The organism is Eubacterium uniforme, from assembly GCF_900167115.1.
In the GTDB taxonomy this organism is placed as follows: domain Bacteria; phylum Bacillota; class Clostridia; order Lachnospirales; family Lachnospiraceae; genus Eubacterium_S; species Eubacterium_S uniforme.
On sequence record NZ_FUXZ01000003.1, the window covers coordinates 176,006 to 200,337 of the forward strand.

22 protein-coding genes and 1 pseudogene are annotated in these 24,332 nt (G+C 32.6%); 3 read left to right on the plus strand and 20 right to left on the minus strand.

From position 1 onward, the window contains the following. Positions 1 to 97: 97 nt before the first annotated feature. The 3 genes from B5D16_RS02425 to B5D16_RS02435 form a co-directional block, all read right to left on the minus strand. Positions 98 to 757, minus strand: a complete 660-nt coding sequence (locus B5D16_RS02425) for a P-loop NTPase family protein (RefSeq protein WP_078765376.1) — start codon at positions 755 to 757, stop codon at positions 98 to 100. 158 nt (positions 758 to 915) lie between these two features. Then, complete coding sequence (locus tag B5D16_RS02430; RefSeq protein WP_078765377.1) at positions 916 to 1,458, minus strand: flavodoxin family protein; 543 nt, start codon at positions 1,456 to 1,458, stop codon at positions 916 to 918. A 123-nt stretch (positions 1,459 to 1,581) separates the two neighbouring features. Next, entirely contained in the window at positions 1,582 to 2,163 is a 582-nt protein-coding gene (locus tag B5D16_RS02435) for a TetR/AcrR family transcriptional regulator (RefSeq protein WP_078765378.1), read from the minus strand. Positions 2,164 to 2,333: 170 nt separating this feature from the next. Between B5D16_RS02435 and B5D16_RS02440 the strand changes: the two genes are divergently transcribed. Both B5D16_RS02440 and B5D16_RS02445 read left to right on the plus strand, forming a co-directional pair. Then, complete coding sequence (locus B5D16_RS02440) at positions 2,334 to 2,993, plus strand: ABC transporter ATP-binding protein (RefSeq protein ID WP_078765379.1); 660 nt, start codon at positions 2,334 to 2,336, stop codon at positions 2,991 to 2,993. A gap of 41 nt (positions 2,994 to 3,034) precedes the next feature. Continuing rightward, positions 3,035 to 5,281: an ABC transporter permease gene (locus tag B5D16_RS02445; RefSeq protein WP_159444260.1), complete on the plus strand. Its 2,247-nt coding sequence runs from the start codon at positions 3,035 to 3,037 to the stop codon at positions 5,279 to 5,281. Between the two features lie 63 nt (positions 5,282 to 5,344). Here the strand turns inward: B5D16_RS02445 and B5D16_RS02450 are convergent, their stop codons facing one another. From B5D16_RS02450 to B5D16_RS12785, 13 genes and pseudogenes are all read right to left on the minus strand, one after another. Then, positions 5,345 to 6,061 carry a hypothetical protein gene (locus B5D16_RS02450; RefSeq protein WP_078765381.1) on the minus strand — a complete coding sequence of 239 codons (717 nt, stop codon included), beginning with the start codon at positions 6,059 to 6,061 and terminating at the stop codon, positions 5,345 to 5,347. A 35-nt stretch (positions 6,062 to 6,096) separates the two neighbouring features. Beyond that, a complete protein-coding gene (locus B5D16_RS12625; RefSeq protein ID WP_078765382.1) occupies positions 6,097 to 6,321 on the minus strand; it encodes a hypothetical protein in 225 nt (74 codons plus the stop codon). 9 nt (positions 6,322 to 6,330) lie between these two features. Beyond that, positions 6,331 to 7,308: a Gfo/Idh/MocA family protein gene (locus B5D16_RS02460; RefSeq protein ID WP_078765383.1), complete on the minus strand. Its 978-nt coding sequence runs from the start codon at positions 7,306 to 7,308 to the stop codon at positions 6,331 to 6,333. A gap of 79 nt (positions 7,309 to 7,387) precedes the next feature. Further along, complete coding sequence (locus B5D16_RS02465; protein WP_078765384.1) at positions 7,388 to 8,131, minus strand: GNAT family N-acetyltransferase; 744 nt, start codon at positions 8,129 to 8,131, stop codon at positions 7,388 to 7,390. A gap of 24 nt (positions 8,132 to 8,155) precedes the next feature. Next, positions 8,156 to 8,461, minus strand: a complete 306-nt coding sequence (locus B5D16_RS02470; RefSeq protein ID WP_078765385.1) for a hypothetical protein — start codon at positions 8,459 to 8,461, stop codon at positions 8,156 to 8,158. Positions 8,462 to 8,531: 70 nt separating this feature from the next. Further along, the gene (locus B5D16_RS02475; protein ID WP_078765386.1) at positions 8,532 to 9,035 is read right to left on the minus strand and encodes a 2'-5' RNA ligase family protein; all 504 of its coding nucleotides are present in this window, start codon (positions 9,033 to 9,035) and stop codon (positions 8,532 to 8,534) included. Between the two features lie 118 nt (positions 9,036 to 9,153). Beyond that, a complete protein-coding gene (locus B5D16_RS02480) occupies positions 9,154 to 9,711 on the minus strand; it encodes a hypothetical protein (RefSeq protein WP_078765387.1) in 558 nt (185 codons plus the stop codon). Between the two features lie 135 nt (positions 9,712 to 9,846). Further along, positions 9,847 to 10,392: a prolyl-tRNA synthetase associated domain-containing protein gene (locus tag B5D16_RS12330; RefSeq protein ID WP_143405017.1), complete on the minus strand. Its 546-nt coding sequence runs from the start codon at positions 10,390 to 10,392 to the stop codon at positions 9,847 to 9,849. Positions 10,393 to 10,410: 18 nt separating this feature from the next. After that, positions 10,411 to 11,175 (minus strand): class I SAM-dependent methyltransferase, encoded by a 765-nt coding sequence (locus B5D16_RS12335; protein ID WP_200803911.1) that lies wholly within the window; start codon positions 11,173 to 11,175, stop codon positions 10,411 to 10,413. A 75-nt stretch (positions 11,176 to 11,250) separates the two neighbouring features. Beyond that, positions 11,251 to 13,098 (minus strand): L,D-transpeptidase family protein, encoded by a 1,848-nt coding sequence (locus B5D16_RS02490; protein WP_078765388.1) that lies wholly within the window; start codon positions 13,096 to 13,098, stop codon positions 11,251 to 11,253. A gap of 23 nt (positions 13,099 to 13,121) precedes the next feature. Then, positions 13,122 to 14,531 (minus strand): DUF2130 domain-containing protein, encoded by a 1,410-nt coding sequence (locus B5D16_RS02495; protein WP_078765389.1) that lies wholly within the window; start codon positions 14,529 to 14,531, stop codon positions 13,122 to 13,124. Between the two features lie 144 nt (positions 14,532 to 14,675). Continuing rightward, on the minus strand, positions 14,676 to 16,241 hold the full coding sequence (locus tag B5D16_RS02500; protein WP_078765390.1) for a sodium:solute symporter family protein: 1,566 nt from the start codon (positions 16,239 to 16,241) through the stop codon (positions 14,676 to 14,678). A 753-nt stretch (positions 16,242 to 16,994) separates the two neighbouring features. Then, a pseudogene (locus B5D16_RS12785) lies at positions 16,995 to 17,358 on the minus strand (macro domain-containing protein); the annotation flags it as partial. 251 nt (positions 17,359 to 17,609) lie between these two features. On the opposite strand from B5D16_RS12785, the gene B5D16_RS02510 reads away from it, so the two are divergent. Beyond that, the gene (locus B5D16_RS02510) at positions 17,610 to 18,830 is read left to right on the plus strand and encodes a 6-phosphofructokinase (protein WP_078765392.1); all 1,221 of its coding nucleotides are present in this window, start codon (positions 17,610 to 17,612) and stop codon (positions 18,828 to 18,830) included. Between the two features lie 56 nt (positions 18,831 to 18,886). Here B5D16_RS02510 and thiC read toward each other — a convergent pair whose 3' ends face one another. The 4 genes from thiC to B5D16_RS02530 all read right to left on the minus strand — a co-directional run bounded on the left by thiC (position 18,887) and on the right by B5D16_RS02530 (position 24,268). Further along, positions 18,887 to 20,191 carry a phosphomethylpyrimidine synthase ThiC gene (thiC, locus tag B5D16_RS02515; RefSeq protein WP_078765393.1) on the minus strand — a complete coding sequence of 435 codons (1,305 nt, stop codon included), beginning with the start codon at positions 20,189 to 20,191 and terminating at the stop codon, positions 18,887 to 18,889. Positions 20,192 to 20,656: 465 nt separating this feature from the next. Beyond that, positions 20,657 to 21,442 (minus strand): bifunctional hydroxymethylpyrimidine kinase/phosphomethylpyrimidine kinase, encoded by a 786-nt coding sequence (thiD, locus tag B5D16_RS02520; protein ID WP_078765394.1) that lies wholly within the window; start codon positions 21,440 to 21,442, stop codon positions 20,657 to 20,659. 211 nt (positions 21,443 to 21,653) lie between these two features. Then, positions 21,654 to 22,295 (minus strand): thiamine phosphate synthase, encoded by a 642-nt coding sequence (gene thiE / locus B5D16_RS02525; RefSeq protein WP_078765395.1) that lies wholly within the window; start codon positions 22,293 to 22,295, stop codon positions 21,654 to 21,656. Positions 22,296 to 22,630: 335 nt separating this feature from the next. After that, complete coding sequence (locus tag B5D16_RS02530; RefSeq protein ID WP_078765396.1) at positions 22,631 to 24,268, minus strand: glycoside hydrolase family 43 protein; 1,638 nt, start codon at positions 24,266 to 24,268, stop codon at positions 22,631 to 22,633. Positions 24,269 to 24,332: the final 64 nt, after the last annotated feature.

The window sequence follows — 24,332 nt, forward strand, 5'->3', positions numbered from 1 at the left end:
TAAAACATTATATTTCCTCTTCAAGAAATATGTAACAGAATATAAAATCCAAGAAAAGCCCAGAGATTTCTCCCTGGGCCATAAATATCCTAATAAACTATTTAGAGAGTTCCTTATCAAATCCTAAGTATTCCTCAACAAGTCTCGCCGTCTCCTCAACACTTCTTTTATTATCTCTCTCAAGCCAGAAGTATGAGCTTTTCTTTATATCAGTATAAGCCTTAAAATTCAATGAATATAATGTCTTATTAACCGTATCCTTAGCCTTTTCAAAATCAGTAGCACTATGAATAAAATCATTAAATCCCTGATGGTCAGGTCTGTTACAGTAATCCTCACATAACTGCTTTGGATCCTTAATCATAAAAACTATTCTTGATGGATCTGTAATTTCCTCAGCTTCCTCAATAGGAAGATTGCAATCACAGATAATTGGTCCATTTGCTGAAAGTCTTATAAGGTCAAGCACTATAAAGTCCCACTGTTCTCTCGCATTCTGAATTAACCAGCTCTTATACTCCTCAACAGTTCTTCCAAAGAATTCATCCGCATCAGCAAATTCCGTATTCATAGCCTGCTGATACTTTTCATCCGACATCTCCTTATGAAGATCAAAGTGTTCATCAACATCATACACTGGAATGTTATACTTCTTTCCAAGTGCCTTTGAAACAGTTGACTTACCTCCTGTTGGTGTACCTGATACATAATAAACGTTCTCTAAATATTTTTTAATTACATTGTCCTGAAATATCATAATTTTTCTCCTTTTGATAAATATGTTTCTTAATTGCGCATGAAAGCATGAAACCATTTACCAAACAGCTTCATGCAATTAGATATTTCTTAATCTTAAAAATGTTACCATAATTCTACTTCCTTTCAAATTTATTATATGTAAAACCAGTTTTCTGGTTATACTATCTGCTTACAAAACTCTAATAACTCTCCTTTTCTTGGTTCAAGGTCTTCCTTAAACTCAACAGAACAGAAACCTAAATTTCCGCTACATTCTATTTCAAGGTGTCCATAGAAATGTTCAATACTCTGAATAATTCTTTCGCACTCTCTCATGCTTGGACCTGTTCTTAATGCAATAGAATATCCTTTCTTACCTGCACTAATTGATGCATGTGGTTCATGAGTATTGCACCAAGGTGTACATCTGTCGATAAAGGCCTTAAACTGACCCGGTACATCTGCCCAGTATGAAGGTGATACCGAAATAATAGTATCAGCATCTTCGAATTCATCCATAAGAATCTGAACATCATCATGCATAATACATTCACCTGTTTCATGACAAGCTCGACAACCTCTACAATAATCAAACTTATAATCCTCAATACAGATAGATTTTACATCATATCTATCTGCTATCTCCTCTGAAACAGTCTTTACAATTTCTGCAGTCGCCCCCGTCTTAACCGGACTACAATTAATTATTAAAGCTTTCATTTAATTTTACATCTCCCATTTTTTTTACAATTGACTAGTAATCAATTTTTCCGTCCATTATTTATCCTAATATTATACATCATTTGCTGCTATTATGTATACATCTTTATTTTTTGTGTATCATTACCCTTTATTTTTCATAGTTTTCTCAGCATACTGGCCAATACGTGCACAGTATATGGTTAGAGTTTTTACTATTTCTTTTGGATCATCCTTCATGTCTCCATGAACCCAGGCGCAAACAACATTCCATATTGCACCAACATTAAACATAATAATGTATTTTACATCAAGGCCCTCAAAGAATGTATCCGGAACCATTCCTGATAATTCAATCTCCTTATGACGTCTTAAAATATATTCATTAATCTTATTAACTACCTTATACATAAGGTTATTCTTATCAAGTAACTTTATTACTCTCTTATGCGTAATACAAAATTTCACAAGCACATCTGGAACTGATTTATATGATGTAAAAAATAGTTCTTTTATATAGTCATCCATTACTGAATTTATAATCGCATCGAGAAGATCTTCCTTCGAATCAAAATTTCTATAGAATGTCTTTCTAACTACTCCTGCTTCAAGAACTATCTGCTTAACAGTTATGTCATTATATGATTCTTTTTCCATAAGTCTAAGCATCGCTTCAGTTATCTCCTGCTTTGATCTTATGGCGCTAGGATTACTGGATTCATTCATAAATATACCTCCCAAACCTTATTTTTTGGTCTATTTTCGAAAAAGACACACATCCTATAAATTCGTGTCTCTTTTAGCAAATTCATTGACTTGATACATTTTTTATTATAAATATAATTACAAAAATATACAAGTGTGTCACATTTATATAAATGATTTAAGGAGGATTTATGATTTATTTAAAAAATATAGTAAAAAAATACAAATCAGGTAGTGAGGAAATCTCCGCTCTTAACGATGTCTCAGCAGAAATCAAATCAGGAGAATTAACAGTTATACTTGGTCCATCCGGCTCTGGGAAAAGTACAATGCTTAACCTTCTTGGTGGCATGGACAGACCATCAAGTGGGCAAATACTAATAAACAATAAAGATTTATCAAATTTTTCAGACAAACAACTTACAAACTACAGAAGAAAAAATGTTGGATTTGTTTTCCAGTTTTACAACTTAGTAGAAAATTTAAATACATATGAAAATGTAGGAATCGCAGCTAATCTTAACGGTAACATTGATAAGGTTGAAGAAATAATAAAAGATGTTGGACTAGAAAAAAGAATGAAAAATTTTCCAAATCAATTATCCGGTGGTGAAATGCAACGTGTTGCAATAGCAAGAGCTGTAGCTAAATCTCCAAAACTACTTCTATGCGATGAACCAACTGGAGCTTTAGATGTAGCAACCGGCGATAAGATATTTCATTTGCTGAAGAAATACTCAAAGAATGAAGACACTGCGGTCGTTGTTGTTACTCATAATCCTGAAGTTGCAAAGATTGCTGATCACGTTATAAGACTTCAGGATGGAAAGATTTATTCAGATGAAAAATAGAACATAGAAAGGATTTAGATATGTTTTTCTTATTTAAAAAAATGATTAGAAGTATCAAGCAATTTAAGTTTCAGTTTTTAAGTGTTGTACTACTTGCCATGCTTTCCGTAATTATCTTTAGTGGATTAGAGGGAGTTTATTATGGTATGAAGCATGAATTTGATACATTTAATAAAGATACAAACCTTGCTGATGAATGGGTTCAGGCTACATATTTTACTGATGAGGATATTGCAAAGATAAAACAAACAAAAGGTATTGAAGATATTACAAAGCGTATTAGAATTACTGCTTCTGTTAGCGATGATTCTTACCTCATACTTGACTCAAATGATAATACGAATATTTCATCCGTAAAAGTTTTAGAGGGTAAGAATTATGATTCAAATAGTAATAACAGTATCTGGATTGATCCTGAATATGCAAAGGCTAATAAGATTTCCGTTGGTGATTCTATAAGTATTAACTATAATAATATTTCAGTTAATCCAGTTGTTGCAGGTTTAATAATGTCTTCAGAAAGAGCTCACTTTGTAGGTTCTTCTGATTACTACATGCCTGCACATGAAAACTATGGTTATGGATACATGAGTAATGATGTTGTTAATGCATTTAATCCACAAGGTATTTTTAACCTCTTAGAAATCAAAAGTAAGAATTCAAATCTTAAAGAGAATATAAATGAAATTTTAGGTGAAAGATTTATTGCATATTTTAACAGGGATACATTAATGGATGTTTCTTTTGTTTCAAACCAGGTCGATAATTTAAAAAGAGTATCACTTCTATTCTCGGTACTGTTTATTCTACTTTCTTTATTATCGATGCGTACAACCATCAAAAGATTAATAGACGCACAGGGTGCTGATATAAATACATTAAAGTCTTTGGGATTTTCAAATATTAGTTTACTTATCTACTACTCGATGTATGGTTTGTTTTTAAGTGTAATTGGAACTGTTTTAGGTTTTATACTTTCATTTCCATTTACAAAGGCAATACAACAATCACAAAAGAAAATTATTGCACTGCCAGAGTGGCCAATCATGCATACAGTTAATACTTTAATTGTAATTATGCTTATAATTATTTTATCCGTATTAACTTCAATGAGTGCAGCAAGAAAAACATTAACTGGTCTTCCTGCTGAAGATAAGAAGGATAAGCGAAAACACAATAAAACATCTATCCTTGAGAAGATTCCACACATATGGAATAAATTCGGTTTTGGCATGAAGTGGACCATTAGAGATGCTTCATATCATAAGACTCGAATAATTCTTGGAATTATAAGCGTATGCGGAAGTTTTATGCTTCTTATGATAGGCTTTGGTACACCTGATTCAATCAACTCACTTACCAAGAAAAGTTATAGTGATGAATTTACTTATTCATACAAATATACTTTAAATCCTGCTGTTGATCAAAGAAGCGTAAATGAACTTAATAAGGAACTTGATGGACAATTAATTGAAACACTTCAGGCGCGCGTGGCATTTGCTGAGAATGATGTTTATCATAAACCAATCACTATTTTCTCTGATGGGGATTTTATCAACTTAAAAACTGTGGATGGTGAACCACTTAGTGATGGTGGTATTTATATAACTGAAGGAATGGCTAATTCAGTTGATGCGAAGAAAGGTGATTACATTGAAGTATTTCCTTCATTCTCAAATCAGACTTATACATTTAAAATTGCTGGAATAATACCATCTTCAATGCCTCAGTCTCTTTATATTAAAGATAAATGCTTTATGAGTTCTGGTGCAACGTTTAAACCTACAAGCATACTTTCTAAAAAGTATATTGATTTTAAAGACGATGGCAGAATTTCTCAGACTATTAGTGTTAAGCATCAGGAAGATAATCTCATTGATTTTAGTCATGCAATTTCTGGTGTATTTACTCTTATGAAAGTAATCGCTTTTATCTTGGTAATTATTGTTTTATATAACTTGGGTGTCCTAAGTTTTCTTGAAAGAACCAATGAATATAATACATTCAGAGTACTTGGTTTTCATTATGATGAAATACGTAAATTAGCATCATTTGAAAGTATTCTAATATTAGTCTTCGGTGCGATACTAGGACTACCATTTGGATTTAAATTCCTTGAAGTTTACTGTGATACATTTTCAAATGATACTATAAAAATCTATCCAAACATATTAGGTGTTAATCTGTTAATTGTTTGCACAACAATAACAATATGTTCACTTATTATCATTTTGCTACTATCTATGAGGATTAGAAAGATTGATATGATAAAAGCTTTAAAGGAATAGAATATAAAATAGGAAGAGTACATTCCATTGCGAATGTACCCTTCCTTGAAATATATATTAGCATCATTTATTAAAATCAAATTCTATATAATCATTTGTATTAAAATCATAGAGTTTTCCATCTTTCATTTTTCTAGCTCCATATCCATCAGCCAAGACAAAATAATTTCCTTTACTATCGGAATCATTTGCTAAAAACAACATATAAGATTCATCATCTTCTAGTTTAACATTTTCGTCAGAATCTTCTATTCCTATATACACATTTTTATATTCTTCTTCGTTATAATCAGGAAATTCTTTTTTTATTTCTTCTTTATCCAATGTTTTTGCATATTCATTAAATGGAACTTCTCCTCCATAATAACCAATTATTATCTTATCAGGTATCCCTTCACCCTTACATACTTCTTGTACTTCAATTTCAACTTGCTGTACAGGAAGCGAGTTATCAGCTACATAGCAACTAACATCCTTGATTTTTTTGCCTTTAATCACAACTTTTGCATCCTTAAATAAATCCTCTGGTTTTGTGGATCTATAATCAGCCTCTTTTCCAATATATAATACTTTCTTATCTTCTTGATTTAGAGCACTTTCATTTTCAGTTGATTGTTCATCCTCTGTTGACTGTTCCTCTTTATTATTGAAACTCACACGTTTCGTAGTAGCTTCAATCTGTTTCTTATATGTATTATTTGAAACAACATTATCACTACCGCAACCAGATAAAAATATGCAACATATAAGTCCCGCAAATATAATTTTTTTATTTTTCATACATGACACCTCTTTCCTTCTAAAACAAAGTATCCCTATGGGTGTTTAAGATTAAATGCATCATTATCGCATTGTTGAACGGTATTAACCGCTCTTCTTGCTCCTGCTTGACTCATAATGCTGTGAGTATTAGAATTGTTATCGTCCAACCCAAAACAATGACCAATCATGCACTTCTTTCTTTTTGAGCGAAGAGCTTTTTCAAGAAGTTCAGATGCATTCTGCGCGGATAGAATCCCCTTTGCATCTACAAAATGCATACTAATCTCCTAATAATATCCAATCTCACTTAATACCTGATCCATGAGTTTCGCATTCTTAATTGAAAACTCTGGAGTAATATCAGGTGTTTCACCATTTAAAATACAACTATTAACCTGATTAACTTCTAAGCTATAATTATCACTTACTGTTATTTTTCTATTTACAATTCCGTCCTTTGTAAATATTCTATATTCAACATCTCCACTCTGGTTATATTCAACATCTGATTTTATACAACCATTGCTTCCATGAATATATAATCTATCAAATCTAGAATTTGAAGTTTGGTCTAAAATCATACCAACATTTAATGAAGCACGAGTTCCATTTTTAAATTTAAAGATAGCACTTGTATTAAAATCAACATCTCTATCTGAAAACTCTGCAACTGCCTTAACAAAATCTACATCTGAATCAATAAGCGATAAGAACATAGTTGTGCAGTAACATCCTAAATCATAGAAAGCTCCACCACCATATTCTTTATATAAACGAAAATCTTCATCATAACCCTGTGTAACAAATGCTGATTCAATATAATCAACATTACCGATTATTCCACTTTTAACATCATTTTTCAAACTTTCTACATATTCACTATGAAGATATGCATAAGCTTCCATCAAGTTAACACCACATTCTTTCGCCGTAGCATACATTCTTTCTGCTTCTTCTGCATTAAGCGCAAGTGGCTTTTCACATAATACATGCTTACCTGCCTTAAGTGCTTTTTCTACCCATTCAAGATGAATATGATTTGGAAGTGGAATATAAACTGCCTGAACTTCTTTATCATCAAGCAATTCCTGATAACTTCCATATGCTTTTGTAAATCCATACTCATTTTTAAACTTTTCTGCCTTCTCCAAACTTCTTCCTGCAATTGCATACATATCACAATTTTCAGATTTTTTCATACCAGGTATCATACAGTTTTTAGCTATATTTGCTGTACCAAGTATTCCCCATTTTACTTTACTCATAGCGTGTACTCCTTTTCATACTTTTTTACACACCCTCTATACAAACGTTTTTCGAATTCCTTATATACCTATTTTTGTTTTATGAATTTTTCTTCATGTACCAATATGTGTATTCCTTTTTAAATCCTATGCTTTCATATAATTTATAAGCAGGCACATTATCTATAACAACCTGAAGCCAGCATGTCTTTATACCACATTCTCTTGCTTTGGCTAAAAGTGCATTACATACTTTTCTACCATAGCCTTTCCCTCTGTGATTTTTATCAACAACAACATTATGCATTAACATCTGGTCTCCTTCTGATACTAACGATGCCACTGCAATAATCTCATTATTATCTTTAATTGCAACATACTTTTGATTCACGCATACTTTCTCTATCATACGTCTATATATGTTCATTTGTTTTTCACTAAAACCTTCAAGTTTAAAATATGCAGCTAACCACTCTTCTTCTACTTCATCAAAAAATATAATATTACCGTCTGGCATATTAATATCACTAATATTCCAAAAGCAAACATCTGTCGGTGTAACAACTTCATATCCTCTTTTAGATAATATATCATTCAAATCTTCATTACCATCTGTCAGTTTGAAAATACAAGGGAGATTCTGTTTTGCATACATTTCTTCACAGTATGGAATTTTCTGTTCTGCGTCAAAACTTGATGGATAGATTACACTAATTGAATTTGCTCGACCAGTATGTCCTTCAGAGAATCTTAATATCCACCCATCAAATTGTACTAACTTTAATGCAACGTGAGCATTTGCTGCTAGTTCTTCTACTAATTTAATTTTTTCATGTTTGTTCATTTTTATTCCCTCTTCATTTAGCAATTAACTTATGTCATAAGTTGAATATCCAAGTTCCTGTAATTTAATCTGTAATTTAATAAAATTATCCCTATTCTTCTGCTTACTTCTAAGTCCTCTTTTATCAAATACTACCCTTGTCTTCTGATAATCTGTAAAGAACTCGAAAAAAGCTGGCATAACATTTATGTCTCTATCGGCAACACATGTATCTACGTTATACTTTTTACCTGCACATTCCTCAAGTTCAATTGTTGATTCATCCTTAAATATAATAATATTTGAATCAATGTCTTTAATGTCATAAAAACTCTTTGTAATATACTCCATTTTTTCTTAATCCCTTTCAATTATTTATTATTACATTATTTCACTTATAATTACTTTTCCAAAAATACTCCTATTTAAGTTTAACAGATAATATATGTCTTGTTGGCCAAAACTCATACAAATGAAGAGTTGTAACTTTACCTTCAAATGCTGAAAAATTATTTAATACTTCAGGTATGGCCTTATGAATAATCTCTGGTTTATCTATAAGTAATGTCGTATGAGATGACCAGTTAAACATGCTATTATCATCTCTAAATTCATCTTTTAATAGTAGCATTTCGCTACTAACTTCAGGTTTTACAAATAACACATAATTATCAGGAAGATTAAACATACCAATATGATTAAATGATACATCAAAAGCCTTGTGCATCTTAGCAACTTCTTTAAGACGCTTTACTAATTCATCTTCTCTATCACTGTCATATGAACCCAAAGTAAAATGCATTGGAATTCCTTTTGTCTGAATTCCATCATATCCTTTTTTGTATAATTCATTCTGCATTCCTGCTAGTCTTTCTTCTGTATTATCATCGTAACCTGCTAATACATATAATGCCTTATCTGCCATAATACATTCTTTTCCTCCGTACTCTAATCAGCCCTTCTTATAGAAATACCAAACCATATTTATATCGGATAACTTCTGATACTGTTTTGTTGTAATACCCATTACGCCACCTCTATTCTTATATTCTACGTAAAACATCTATACCACCATCATCAGCCAAAACAAAATAATTACCATCATCACTAAACCCATACAAATATGGTGGATTACTTCTATATATTATTTCTCTATTTCCCATAGTATCAACAAATAATATTTGCTCATACTTTAATGTTTTATATGGTGTAACTTTTTCACCAAGATATTCAATTTCTACTCTTTCTCCCGATGTAGTTTCGTGCGAAATGCTTCCTCCATATGGACCAACAAGAGTAATATATTCATCCTCTATCATATCACATATAGCCACATATTCCCTTTCGTCATACTCTGCATTACACTCAACCAAACTACCATCATTGCAATCCAATATTTTTGCTTTCGAATCAGATATTACTATCATTTTGCCTGGCATGTTTTTTGAAAACCCAAGGTATAAAAAACCACCAACTGAAAAACTACTAATAATTTCCCATCCTTTTATTCTTTTAAACGCCTCTGTCACCTGAAGACAGTTCATCGTTTCGATTACTACTTTTTCACCATTCTTATTAATTATTTCATTAACCAAACCCATTTACACTTTTCCATTTCTTATTTTTTTCACGTTTCGATTCATGCTATGTCTTCCATAAAACATAAATATGTATCTGAACCTCCTCAAAAGTAGGTACAACAATCACATACTCATCATCAAATACAATCTTACTCATTAATCCTCTCCAACAAGATGCACCGTCATGTAATCATGCTCTGTTGCAGGTAAAAACTTTTCGATAACATCCTTAGTTTTTAATCTAAGACTTGATGTACAAACACAAGGATGACATCCTATATTTTCATCTTTTAAAACATCCTCATCAATTAGAAGTTTTACCATATGTTTCTTATCATTCATAAGCCCCATAATGCTAACTGCGCCAGGCTCAATATCTAAATGTTCCAACATATCATCAGCTCCAGCAAATGACAATCTCGATGAGTTAATCTGTGCTGACAACTCTTTTGTTTTAAACTTCTTATCACCCGGCATCGTCAAAAGATAAAAGTTTGTTTTCTGTCTGTTGCATAAAAACAAATTCTTACAGATGATAACACCAAGTATTGCATCTATTTTACTGCAGGCTTCCATGTCACCTGCTGCTTCATGATCAGTTCTATAATATTCAATTCCCAGAGAATCAAGATAATCGTAAGTACGAACTTCTCTTTCAAGACGTCCCTCTGTAGTCTCTGGTCTTCCTTTTAATAATTCCATTTTCAATATCCTTTCTTTCTAGTCAACGCATCCAACATATGCAACCGACTTATTTCCCATGGATAGAATTCCATCCTTTGAATACCTGTTAAAGACATCAATTATCTCTTTTAAGTATTCTTCGTATTTATCGTCTCCTTCTTTAAGGGAATATGAACCTGAAAGACTTCTTGCAATAAACTTATTCTTATCGAAGAACAGCGGATTATCATATTCCACATATTCATATTTACCATCAAAGAACTTCTTTATGCGTTCATCGTCTTTCACAATTCCACCGCTAAATCCCTTAAAGTTCTTACAGTACTTTTTGTATATATCATATAATTCCTGATTTAGTTTTTCGTCCATGTCTCTAACATTCCAAATCAGAAATACCTTTCCATTTTTCCTTAATATTCTCCTGCACTCACTTTTAAATTTATCTACATCAAACCAGTGAAATGCCTGAGCCGTCGTAATAAAATCAACCGAGGAATCTTTAAGTGTCGTGTTTTCAGCACCACCTCCCACTGAATGAAAATTATCAAATCCATTAAGTTCATCCTCTGCAACATTTCTCATGTCTTCATTGAGTTCAACACAGTAAACATCATTTCCATAATCCAGCAAATGCCTTGCGAACTTGCCTGTACCGGAACCAATGTCAGCTATCACTGATGATTTTTCAATTCCAAAAACATCATAAAAGCTATCAAGAAGTTCCTTAGCATAACTTGGTCTTCCAACTGTGTAATCCTTTGCATAACCATCAAAATTCTTTGTTGTGTCTGTCATCTTCATTCGTACCTCCAGATTTTCACCACACTAGGTTAATTATAACATAAAAGTCATCAGAATAATCTGATGACTTTTAAATTAATAAATTGCTATTGGCATATTTGTATCTACTATTTCATATATCTTTGGCATTGTTTTAGCTGGACAGTTAATACAACCATGGGATCCATTTCTTCTCCAAATATTACCACCAAATCTATTTCTATAAGACGTTTCATGAATACCGATTCCATAATTTGTAACTCTAATCCAGTTTTTAACCCAGACTATGTATTCAGGTCTGCCATTTTTTATTTCTCCAGTAAGTTTTTTATTAGTTCTCTTATCAAATGCATAGAATGCACCCTTTGATGTTTCATGCTTACCATCATTCTTACCTGTAACAACATCTGTTTCTAAAGCAACTTTTCCATCTTTGTAAATCCACATATGTTGCTTTGCTATACTAATTTCAATATAGTTTTTACCAAAACCATAATTATCATCGTATGGAGCTGCTTCTTTTCTAGTAAAAACAGGCTCTCTCTCAACATTTACTCCTTCTTTAAGTTCCTTCTTTAACTGTTTTACTTCATTTTCCTTATCTATCAAATAACCATAATATCCTTCTGCTCGTAAGAAAATAACATCTCCAGCATTAGTCTTAAACTCATGTTCCTTATAAACTGTATCAACTTCTGATGCTAATTTATCAACATATTCAGTAAGTTTCTTATTCCATTTTTTCTTATTCTTGTAGTAATTTCCATCCTCATCTTTCTTAAGCCACTTCTTAAGAGTTTTACCATCAAGAACTTTTTCCTTATCATTTGGGAGTTTATATGTAATTTTAACACCAATTAACTCATTTAAGTTATCCTTTTTCTTAATCAAATTAGCATCATCAGAATAAACTTCTGGTTTTTCATAAAACTCATTTAAATCTACTTCTTCCTTAGCCTCTCTTATAGCTTCATCTATAGCCAATGTGGCTTTTGTAATATCCATTGTATTTCCAAGAATCTCTTTTTCAATTACAAAATCACCATCTTCCATTTCAAGATGTGCATCAACTGGTGCAACCATTTTAGCCTTATCAAATTCTTCCATTTTATCAAGAATATTGTTTAATTTAGCATCTTCAAAACTATATTCTAGATCAAAATTCTTCTTACCCTTTGAAAGTAATTTATTAAAAAATGTATCCTTATTTTGCTCTTTTAAACAGTCGTCAATATTTGATTCATCAACAAACTTAAATCCCATACTAGAACCATCAATGACTTTTTTACTATCATTAAAAACTACAGAAATCTTATAATTGTTTTCAAAATCAACTAATGTATTTTTAGCTTCTTCAATTGTCATTCCACCGATATCAATGTTATTAATCTTTGATCCTTTATCAAAATATTTAGAATTCGAGTTTACATAAAACATCATTCCGCCAACTGTCACAGCAAGCACAGCTACAGCTGATGAAACAGAAGCTATAATAAATTTCTTTTTCTTCTTAGCCTTAGCTCCTTTTTCCTCATCGCTTTCTTCACTTGCAGCATGGTTTACATAATCAACTTTTACTTCATTATCATTCTGCTCAGTCTTTTTATTTTCATCCTTTTTATTTTCAGGTTCTTTTTTTTCTTCAGTTTTTTTAGTGTCTTCTTTGTCAGTCTTTTTTTCTTCTTTTTTATCTTCTGTTTTATTATCGTCAGTCTTCTTATTCTCTGTTTTTTCTTCTTTTTTGTCTTCAGATTTCTTTTTATCATCAGACTCTTTCTTGTCTTCAGGTTTCTTATTATCCTCTGCTTCAACTTTCTTTTCTTCTGACTTTTTTTCTTCTGCCTTCACATTAGTTGATTCAGTTTTAGTCTCTTCAGCCTTAACTGCTTCAATCTTAACTTCTTCAGTTTTTCCTTCTACCTTAACTTCTTCTGACTTTGACACCTTATTCACCTATACCTTTTAAATTATTCTTTACTATTATTTATCTCATCAAACTTAGCCTGCATAGTTGGATTATTCTTAGTAAGTTTCTTAATACTTACATCTTCCACTTTATCATTTGCTAATCTAAGCTGTCTATCTGAACCCAATAAGGATTTCTTCACCTTTTCAAGATGATCGATAGTCTTATCAATTTCATCAATTGCAGTTTCAAAATGTTTATGAGCTAACTCATAATTCTTAGCAAATCCTTCCTTAAACTTAAGAAGACTATCCTCAAAATTGGAAATATCAATATTCTGATTTTTTACAATCTGAAGTTCTTGTTTATAACTAAGTGCATTAGTAGCTGCATTTCTAAGTAATGTTATTATCGGGATAAAGCACTGAGGTCTTACAACATACATCTTATCGTATTTATAAGATACATCAACTATTCCACCATTATATAACTCACTGTCACTTTCAAGCATAGATACTAATACTGCATACTCGCAATTCTTTTCTCTTCTATCCTTATCAAGTTCTTTAAAGAAATCTTCATTCTTATGTTTAGTTGCTGTTGTATCCATCTCATTTTTCATTTCAAACATAATGGATATAAGTTCTACACCATTCTCATCTGACTCTCTATATATAAAGTCACCCTTGCTACCAGACTTTGCATCATTATCTTTTTCAAAGTATGCATTTCTAAAAGCAGTAGCTCTAAGTGCATTAAACTGATCTTCACAATATCTTTCTAAAGATTCACCAACCATTTTAGTTGACATTCTAGTCTTAAAATCTTTATACTGCGCAATCTGTTCATCTTTTTCCTGAAGCAAAATCTTACTTCTTTCTTTTTCCTGATTAAGCATGTTTTCAATCTCATGCTTTTCTTCAGATGCTTTTTTCTCAACTTCTAAAACTGCTAATTGCTTAGATGTTTTTTCAGCTTCAAGTTTTGATTTATAATCATTAACTATGTTATTAAGTTTGCTAATTTCTCCCTGTTTAGATTCCTTAATCTTATCTATTTCTTCTCTATATTTATCTATTTCTTTTTGCTTTTCATTCTTTATATTTTCAACTGCTTCATAAATAGCAATCTGTTTCTTTTCATCCACAGAATCTAATTCATGTTTTGCTTCTTGCATTTGAACTTTTAAAGTATCATATTCTTCTTTTAATCTTGAAATCTCTTTTTCATATTCTTCTTTAGTCTTAAGCTTTATTTCATTTTCTTTTGCTTCAATTTGAAGTTTATGTTCACTGTCCTTTGCTTCAATTTCAAGCTCATGCTCTTTCTTTAAATGACTCTCAATTTCAGACAAACGACTATTTAAATCCTTTTCAAATTCTTTATCTCTAATCTGCTTAACGATTGAACTTAGTTCTGTATCATCAACAGTAAATGCTTGTCCACAATGTGGACATTTAAGTTCTGCCATAAAAATCTCCCTCCAAATGTAAAGAACCATCAGTTCTTTTTTACCTTTTACTCCAATATTATATTATAATCATAAAAAGAAAAACCTGCAACTAGTTACAGGTTTTTCTTCTTTTTATTAAATTAATGAAGCATATACTCCAAATTATTTACCTAAGTTTTCTTTTTCAGGTACTGTTACCATAATGTCATAACATGCAAACATATTATCAACTTTCTTAGAATCAAGCTTTGGTGTAAAAATACTTACTATTGGAACAATAATAAGACCAACAATCATGGTAAATGCACCTGCATTAATTGGTGATGCTATAATTGGATTACCATTCTGACTAGTAATTACATTAGCAATTGTAAATCCAACGCCAAAAATATAACTTGCCCAAACTGAGATCTTAGTAATCTTCTTACTATAAAGTCCATACATAAATGGTGCTAAAAATGCACCTGCAAGTGCTCCCCACGATACACCCATAAGCTGAGCAATAAATGTTGGTGGGTTAAATGCAATAATAACAGATAATGCAATAAAGCAAACAACAAATATCTGCATAAGACGAAGCTGAACTTTATCTTTTAATTCCTTCTTAACTATAGGCTTAATCAAGTCAAGAGTAAGTGTTGAGCTTGATGTAAGTACAAGTGATGAAAGTGTTGACATTGATGCAGAAAAAACAAGTACTACTACTACACCAATTAAAATGTCTGGTAAAGTTGATAACATCGTTGGAACAATATTATCATATGCTACTTTAGTTATTCCATCAACTTCATTTATAATACCTTTTTTATCACCAAATAACCTACCAAAACCACCAAGGAAATAACATCCACCAGCTACTACCATCGCAAAAAATGTTGAAACAACTGTACCAGTCTTAACAGCCTGTTCATCTTTAATAGCATAGAATTTATGAACCATTTGAGGAAGTCCCCACGTACCAAGTGATGTAAGAACTACAACACCTAAAAGATTAAGTGGGTCAGGTCCAAAGAAACTAGCAAATAATCCCTTACTATCCGCAAGTGCTTTAGTTGTAACAGTTGGATCTGTTTCAATAACAGAAAGCTTATTAATTGCACTTAAGAATCCACCCTGTCCTGCAAGTACAGAACCTATAACAGCACAAATACCTATTAACATTATAATACCCTGTACAAAGTCGTTAAGTGCAGTAGCCATATAACCACCAATTACTACATAAGCTGCCGTAAGAATTGCCATTACAATAACACAATATCTATAGTCCACATTAAAGGCCATACCAAAAAGTCTTGATAAACCGTTATATACACCCGCTGTGTATGGAACTAAAAATACAAATGCAATTATTGAACCCGCTATTCTAAGTGACTGAGATTCAAATCTCTTTCCAAAAAATTCTGGCATTGTTCTAGCATTAAGATGCTGTGTCATAAGTCTTGTTCTACGTCCAAGTACAAGCCATGCAAGCAAACTTCCAATAAATGCATTACCAATACCAATCCATGTTGATGATAAACCATATTTCCATCCGAACTGACCAGCGTATCCAATAAATACAACTGAAGAGAAATATGATGTACCAAATGCGAAGGCAGAAATCCAAGGTCCGACACTTCTTCCACCTAACACATAATCATTGACGTTTTTAGCCTTATTTCTTGAGTAAATACCAATTCCGATAGTAACTACAAAAAATATAACTAGCATTAGAATTTTGATAAACATTTTCTTTCTCCTTAAAGAATCTGTACCCGCCTAGGCAGGTACAGATTCAATTTATTTTTATTATTATTTATTCGCCTTCAAGATCCTGTGCATCAAGGAAATCCTCTTTAACAAATGTATACTTTTTATTAATCTTTGTTTTCCAGAAATTACACTTAGCTAACAAACCATACTGATGAATCCTATTAATAAGATACTTAGTTGCCATATCCCTAGCCATTAAGTTGCTTGCAATAATATCTCTGATTTTTTCCTTATTGCAATCACCTTTTCCAAGAAATGACAATGCCCATTCATCATTAATGTAACAAGCTATTGCATATCTGCTTCCTGCAATTAATCCATCAATGTCATGAAGCATAATATCGTAATCCTTAACATATGGTTGATATCTCTTTTCTAATCCTTCGAATTCTAATTTAAAACTTCTTCCAAGAGTTAACTTAAACATCTTTCTTCCCTTATGGAACTCTATCATATATGCTCCATCAAGTAATTCTTCATATTCTTCTTCTTCATTAGTATGAATTTTTGTAGTAAACTCTGAATATTTTTCAAGCAACTCATCCTTTTTTTCAGCTGGAATTACATCATCATAAAAACCTTCGTTAAACTTAATGTATTCAGCATTGTATATTGAATAAGTCATATCATCATATAAAATCCATTCAATCAAATCAAATGAATCAGGATTTTCTTTTATAAAAGCCTTAACAGCACTCATAGCTGTAAATGCCGCATAAGAAATAGGATAATTATATGATCCTGTTGAAATTGATGGGAATGCTATTTTTCTAATTCCCTTCTCTTTTGCAATCTTTAAAGATTCCTTATAACATGATGTTAATAAATCAGCTTCTCCCTCTGTACCATCTTTCCATACAGGTCCAACTGTATGAATAACATACTCACAAGGAAGATCATAAGCTCCAGTAATCTTTGCCTGTCCAACAGCACAACCATTAAGTAAAAAACATTCATTTAAAAGTCCTTTACCTGCTGCTGCATGGATTGCTCCATCCACACCACCGCCACCAAGTAAACTTACATTAGCAGCATTAACAATTGCATCTACATCTGATATTTTTGTAATATCACCCTTTATTATTCTTATCATATTCCTATTTCACCCAATAGTCCCTTTCTAACATACTACCCGCATTATCAATGTTGTCAAAAAAACGAATATATACATCTTCCATTTAAAAATGGTTCATCCAAGACATATATACACCTGTATAATTTTACCACATACATATTAAAATCGGCAAGTATTTTTATTCAAATAGATGAAAAGTGATTCACTTGACATTAGTATATATAAATAATAAAATGTCATCGTGTGTTTTCACACAGAGAGGAGACAAGATGAGGAATATTATAGTAGCGCAATCAGGTGGCCCTACTACAGCAATTAACGCTTCACTTTCAGGCGTTCTTAGTGAAGGTTTAAAAAACTGTAACAAGGTATTTGGTGCGCTCCATGGAATCAGTGGAGTTTTAAGCGAAAACTTCATTGAATTCAATAATTACTCAGAGACTATTTCAGAATTTTTAGGGAGACTTAAGATTTCACCTGCATGCTTCCTTGGATCATGCAGAGTAAAATTACCAAATCACAACGAGGATTTAGAAATCTACAAAAAATTATTTAAAACATTTGAAAAAAATGAAATTGACGCTTTCTTTTACATCGGTGGAAATGACTCAATGGATACCATTTCAAAACTTGCAGCTTATGGAGATTCCATAGGAAGTCCTATCAGATTCGTAGGTGTTCCAAAAACTGTTGATAACGATTTAATATGTACAGATCATACACCAGGTTTTGGTTCTGCTGCTAAATTCATTGCAACATCAATGCTTGAAATGGCTCATGATACTGCAATCTATGAAGTACCACATGTAACAATTGTGGAAATTATGGGACGTAATGCAGGTTGGCTTACAGCAGCTGCTGCACTTGCAAGAAATGAATATAACACTCTTCCACAACTTATTTATTTACCAGAAGTTCCTTTTGATAAAAAAGCTTTCATTAACGACGTAAAAGCAGAACTATCTAAAACTAATAACGTTGTTATTGCGGTGTCAGAAGGTATCAAGGATAAAGATGGAAATTATATTCAAAACGATACCGCCACTCAAGATAAGTTTGGACATACTCAACTTTCTGGGGCTGGTAAAGCTTTAGAACTTTTAGTTATAGAAGAACTCGGTTTGAAATGTAGATCCGTAGAACTTAATATTGTTCAAAGATGCGCAGCTCATATATCATCAAAAACTGACCTTGATGAAAGTGAAAACTTAGGACGTATGGCTGTAAAATTTGCATTAGAAGGCGAAAGCGGAATTATGCCTGTACTTAAAAGATTATCAAACAATCCTTATAAATGTGAAATTGAATTTAGTAAATTATCTGAAATAGCTAACAAAGAACGCCTTGTACCAAGAAAATGGATTACCGAAAAAGGTAATGATGTAACAGATGAAATGGTACAATATTTAAAACCACTTATTATGGGTGAAATTATTATAAACTATAGAGATGGACTTCCAGTATATGAAAATATAGCTCATCTTTATTAACAAATTAAAAGACGTAAAAGTCAGATTTAATATCTGATTTTTACGTCCTTTTTTATTTATAGTATATCTATATATTCTCCAGCAAGCGCTTTATTCATGCTTCTTACAGCACAGAACTTACCGCACATTGAACAAGTATCATCATGTTCTGGTGCTCTGTCATCTCTTATGCCCTTTGCTGTTTCAGGATCAAGCGATAACTCCCACTGCTTATCCCAGTCAAATGTTCTTCTAGCATCACCCATTTCATTATCTTTATCCATGGCATGAGGAATCTTCTTTGCAATGTCTGCTGCATGAGCTGCAATCTTTGATGCTATAATTCCCTGCTTTACATCATCAACATTAGGAAGCGCTAAGTGTTCAGCTGGTGTAACGTAACATAGGAATGCTGCGCCATTTGCTGCGGCAATTGAACCACCAATTGCTGATGTGATGTGGTCATATCCAGGAGCAATATCTGTAACGATTGGTCCAAGTACATAGAATGGAGCTCCATTACAAATAGTCTGCTGCATCTTCATATTTGCTGCAATCTGATCCATTGGCATATGGCCAGGACCTTCAACCATAACCTGAACATCTCTTGCCCATGCTCTCTTTGTAAGTTCTCCAAGTCTTACTAATTCTTCAATCTGACAAACATCTGATCCATCTGCAAGACATCCTGGTCTGCAGGCATCACCAAGTGAAATTGTAACATCATACTCTCTACAAATTTCAAGAATCTCATCGTAGTATTCATAGAACGGATTCTCTTCACCCGTCATGCTCATCCAAGCAAATACTAATGAACCACCTCTTGATACAATGTTCATTTTTCTCTTATGCTTTTTAATCTGCTCAATTGTCTTTCTTGTAATTCCGCAGTGAAGTGTTACAAAGTCAACACCATCTTCTGCGTGAAGTCTTACTACATCAATAAAATCCTTAGCTGTTAATGTTGCCAAGTCTCTCTGATAGTGAATTACGCTGTCATAAACCGGAACTGTTCCGATCATAGCTGGACATTCACTTGTAAGTTTCTTTCTAAATGGCTGAGTATTACCATGAGATGATAAATCCATAATTGCTTCTGCACCCATATCAACTGCAGCCATAACCTTCTGCATTTCAATATCATAATCTTTGCAGTCTCTTGAAACACCAAGATTAACATTTATCTTTGTTCTTAACATTGAACCTACACCTTCTGGTTCAATACATGTATGTAATTTATTTGCGCAAATGGCAACCTGTCCCTTTGCAACCCAATCTCTAATTTCTTCTTCTGTTCTGTATTCTTTCTTAGCAACAGCCTTCATCTCAGGTGTAATAATTCCCATTCTAGCTGCTTCCATCTGTGTACTATAATTTCTCATTCTTCTATTCCTTTCTCTGCCCCTGATTTTATATCAGGGGAGCCCTCCGCGGCTTTGAGCGGAGTCAAAGATTCTCTGTAAGAGAATCTACCTTTCATATAAACTATAACAAAAAAATATTTGAAACTTTCAAGATGTTTGCTTGGGTGAGCATATTTATATATCACGCAAACGGTTGAGTGTTTCCTAAATTCTGCGTTCACTCTTGGGATTTTTCTATAAGCTCCGAAAACTCGCGCTTCGCGCTCAAACACGTTCTACGCTTATGAAAAATAGCAAGCAGAAGATTCTTCTACGAAGAATCTCTGACTCCGCTCAAAGCCGCGGAGGGCTCCTATGATATTACATATCATAGGTAATCCAAACGTTCACTTGAATTTTTAACGGAAAACTCAAATTGTTTGCTTAGATATTATAAATATGCTCACCCAAGCAAACACCAATCGAATTTAATTAATATTTTTGTTATTTTATAAGCATATAATTATGACATAAAGGGCCTGAGCCTTTGCCCAAATCCAAACCAGCATTTAAACAATTAGTAATATATTCTTTAGCGTGTTTAACTGCCTCTTCTAAACTTTCGCCTTTGGCAAGGCCTGATGCAATTGCTGATGATAATGTACAGCCTGTTCCATGAGTGTTTGGATTATTAACTCTTTTACCCATAAACCACTTACCCTCACCACTCATATATAGCAAGTCATTTGCATCATTAACGCTATGTCCGCCTTTAAGTAAAACATTGCATTTATAAGTTTCGCTAATAATCTTTGCAGCTTTAATCATGTCATCTTTATTTTTTATTTCCATATCAGCAAGTATTTCTGCCTCAGGAATATTAGGAGTAACAACTGTAGCAATTGTAAGTAATTTCTTTTTTAATACCTCAATTGCTTCTTCATTAATTAATCTTACTCCACTTGTTGATACCATAACCGGATCAACAACTATGTTACTAATTTTATACTCTAGAAGTTTTTTTGAAATTATATCTATGATTCTTCCATCGGATACCATACCTATTTTAACGGCATCAGGATAGATGTCCGTACATACGGCATCTAACTGCTTTCCAACGAACTCATCATTAACTTCTAGTATTCCTAGTACACCGGTCGTATTCTGCGCAGTTAAAGCCGTTATCACACTCATGGCATACACGCCTAGAGCGCTCATGGTCTTTATATCCGCTTGGATACCGGCGCCTCCGCTAGAATCACTTCCAGCGATTGTTAATGCTGTTTTCATATTATCCTCCTTTACTGCCCCTGATTTTATATCAGGGGAGCCCTTCGCGGCTCCCCGCGAAGTCAAAGATTCACTTTTAGGTGAATCCTCCTTATCAAACATTAATTTTTTATAGCGACCTGAAGTGGTGCCCCCAGCCTGCCGCTTTTATGACGCCCATTTGCCCTGAGCGGAATGGGCTGTATATAAAACCGTAAATGATGTTCACAACTTATGCGTCTATCAAATTACGAGTTTTTTCTTTTAGTTTAATTGTATCTGTCTTTATATCAGTGCTTGCATATATGGCGCTTACTACTGCGATTCCAGATATTCCACTATCTTTTAAAACGTCAATGTTGTCATAAGTCAAGCCACCTATTGCAACCACTGGTATTTCTACTGATGCACAAATTGCTTTTAAGTCTTCAACTGTTAAGCGTTTTGCATTCTGTTTTGTTCCGCTAGTGTAAATTGCTCCACTTCCTAAGTAGTCTGCACCTTTCATCTGTGCTTCTTTAGCCTGTTCAATAGTTTTAGCAGTAATTCCAATTATCTTTTCAGGACCAAGAATCTTTCTTGCTTCTTCTATATCCATGTCATCCTGTCCAAGATGAACTCCATCTGCATCTACCATTTTTGCTATTTCTACATTATCATTAATAATAAGCGGAACATTAAACTTTTCACATATTTTTTTTATCTCTTTTGCTTCTTCTAAAAAGTTCTTTTCATCTATATCTTTTTCTCTTATCTGTAAAATTGTAACTCCGCCTTCAAGACTTTCTTTTACAACTTCTGATAATGTTCTTCCATTTAACCAGCTTCTATCTGTTATTCCATATAAAAGCATATCTTCTTTTTTTACATTCATTTTTATTCACCTATCAAATCACCGAAAACACTACGCTTGTTTCGGGATTGTATGCAGTCGTCAAATACATTCAAGCAAGCTTGATGTACTTGACTCGTTGCTAAACATAAAAGCAGTTACGCACATAGGCATAACTGCTAATAATCTTAGTATCAATTTACTACTAACCATAGTAAATTTCTCGTTATTACCCTACGTTGGCATTATCCAAATCAGGTTATGGGTCCAGAAGATACATTCTGTTCTCAGCCAGTTTACACCAGCTCCCCGTTTTCATTATTATTTAACCAAGAAGTATTATACTTCTCTTTCTATTATTTTTCAATATTTTAAAATTATTTTTCTAAAATGTTAATTCTAAAATCAGAAAAAGCTGCAACTCCACCTACTTCTTTAGTCGAATAAACAAACAATCCATATCTAACGCCAGTAAAATGATCTAGTCTAAACTTAAGTTTATGAACATCTCCGATTCTTTCACCATCAACAGCAAACTCACATTCATCTTTTTCATCAGCAAATGTTGTTCTACAGCTTATCAATACTTCATCCTTATCAATCAACACTTTTTCTCTTATTATGCATGGCTTATCAGCTAATATCCAAGTATCCTCATCACTATAAAAATCACACATCACCTTATAAAGTTTTCCATCAACCTTCATAATACCAGCAAATGCATAATCCCCCTGGAAAGTTGCTAATCCTGCAAAGTCACCATCATTTAGTGAATCTGCTTTAAGTAATACACTAGCATCACATCCCGGATAAACCATTCTAACAGTTAGTGTATTTTTAGCATAGAAAAGATTATTTACAACTCTGTCAGTCTTTATACTTAATCGACCTTCATTTACACTAATCAATTCAAGATTTGGTTCATGACTAAACTGCCACATACTCTTAAGGCCAAAGCATCCATATAATCTATCGTTATATTTATCTTTTTCTAACTTAGTAAGATAAGAAAAATCATCATTACTTATAAGTGGTTCATACGCATACATATCACTATTTTCATTCGACTTAGTAGTACTTTTACTACTAACTACATTACTAATATTTTTTATATAATACGTTTCAATATTCTTTAATTCTTCACCTTTATACCTAACCAAAATCTTACCATTCTCAATTTCACAAGGAACTAAATTCGGGACTCTACCAACTGAACCACTATCTTGAAAAACCATTATATAGTAATTTCCAAGTCCATCATCAACGATGCCTCCCTGTGCCAGTCCACTATTTCTAAATCCAAGGTCTTCATCAAGTATATCTCCACCCATAAATTCACCATCTATGGAATCAGCCCAATATACCGCTTCAACCCTTCTCCAAAATTCTTTCTTTGAATGAATTAAGAATACATATATTTTGCCATCTATCTCATATATATGAGAGCCTTCATATCCCAGATTAGGATTTCCCTTATCGCTAATAATGATTCTATCAATTCCACCTTCCTTAGGCTTTGACAAATCTTCTTCTAACTGTGTTAAATGAATATCCGTATTTCCATATACAATATAAACACTACCATCCTTAAAAAGCACAGAAGGATCATGATAAAATCCTTCTATTTCTCCACGGCTCCATTTACCATTTAACTTATCTGATTTATAAAAATATGTTTTCTTAGTATCGTTACAAGAAAAAATAATATAATAATAGCCTTCGTGATATCTAATACAAGGTGCCCACATACCCTGGCCATATATATGCTTATATGTATTATCATTATCTTTAGCACTCTCAAGTTTCTGGGCATCCGTACCCTCTATACTTTCATAAACATAAGTAAAATGTTCCCAGTTAATCAGATCATACGACCTTAATATTTCACATCCCGGATAAAAATGCATTGTAGTACTAACCATATAGTAGGTATTATTAACTCTAATAACATCCGGATCAGGATAATCCATTCTTGTAATTGGATTAGTACCGTAAACCTTCTTTATTTTTTTCATTTTTTAATCTCCTAATCTCACAAATCGCAAAATTAAAAAGCAGTATAAACTCTGCATTAACACA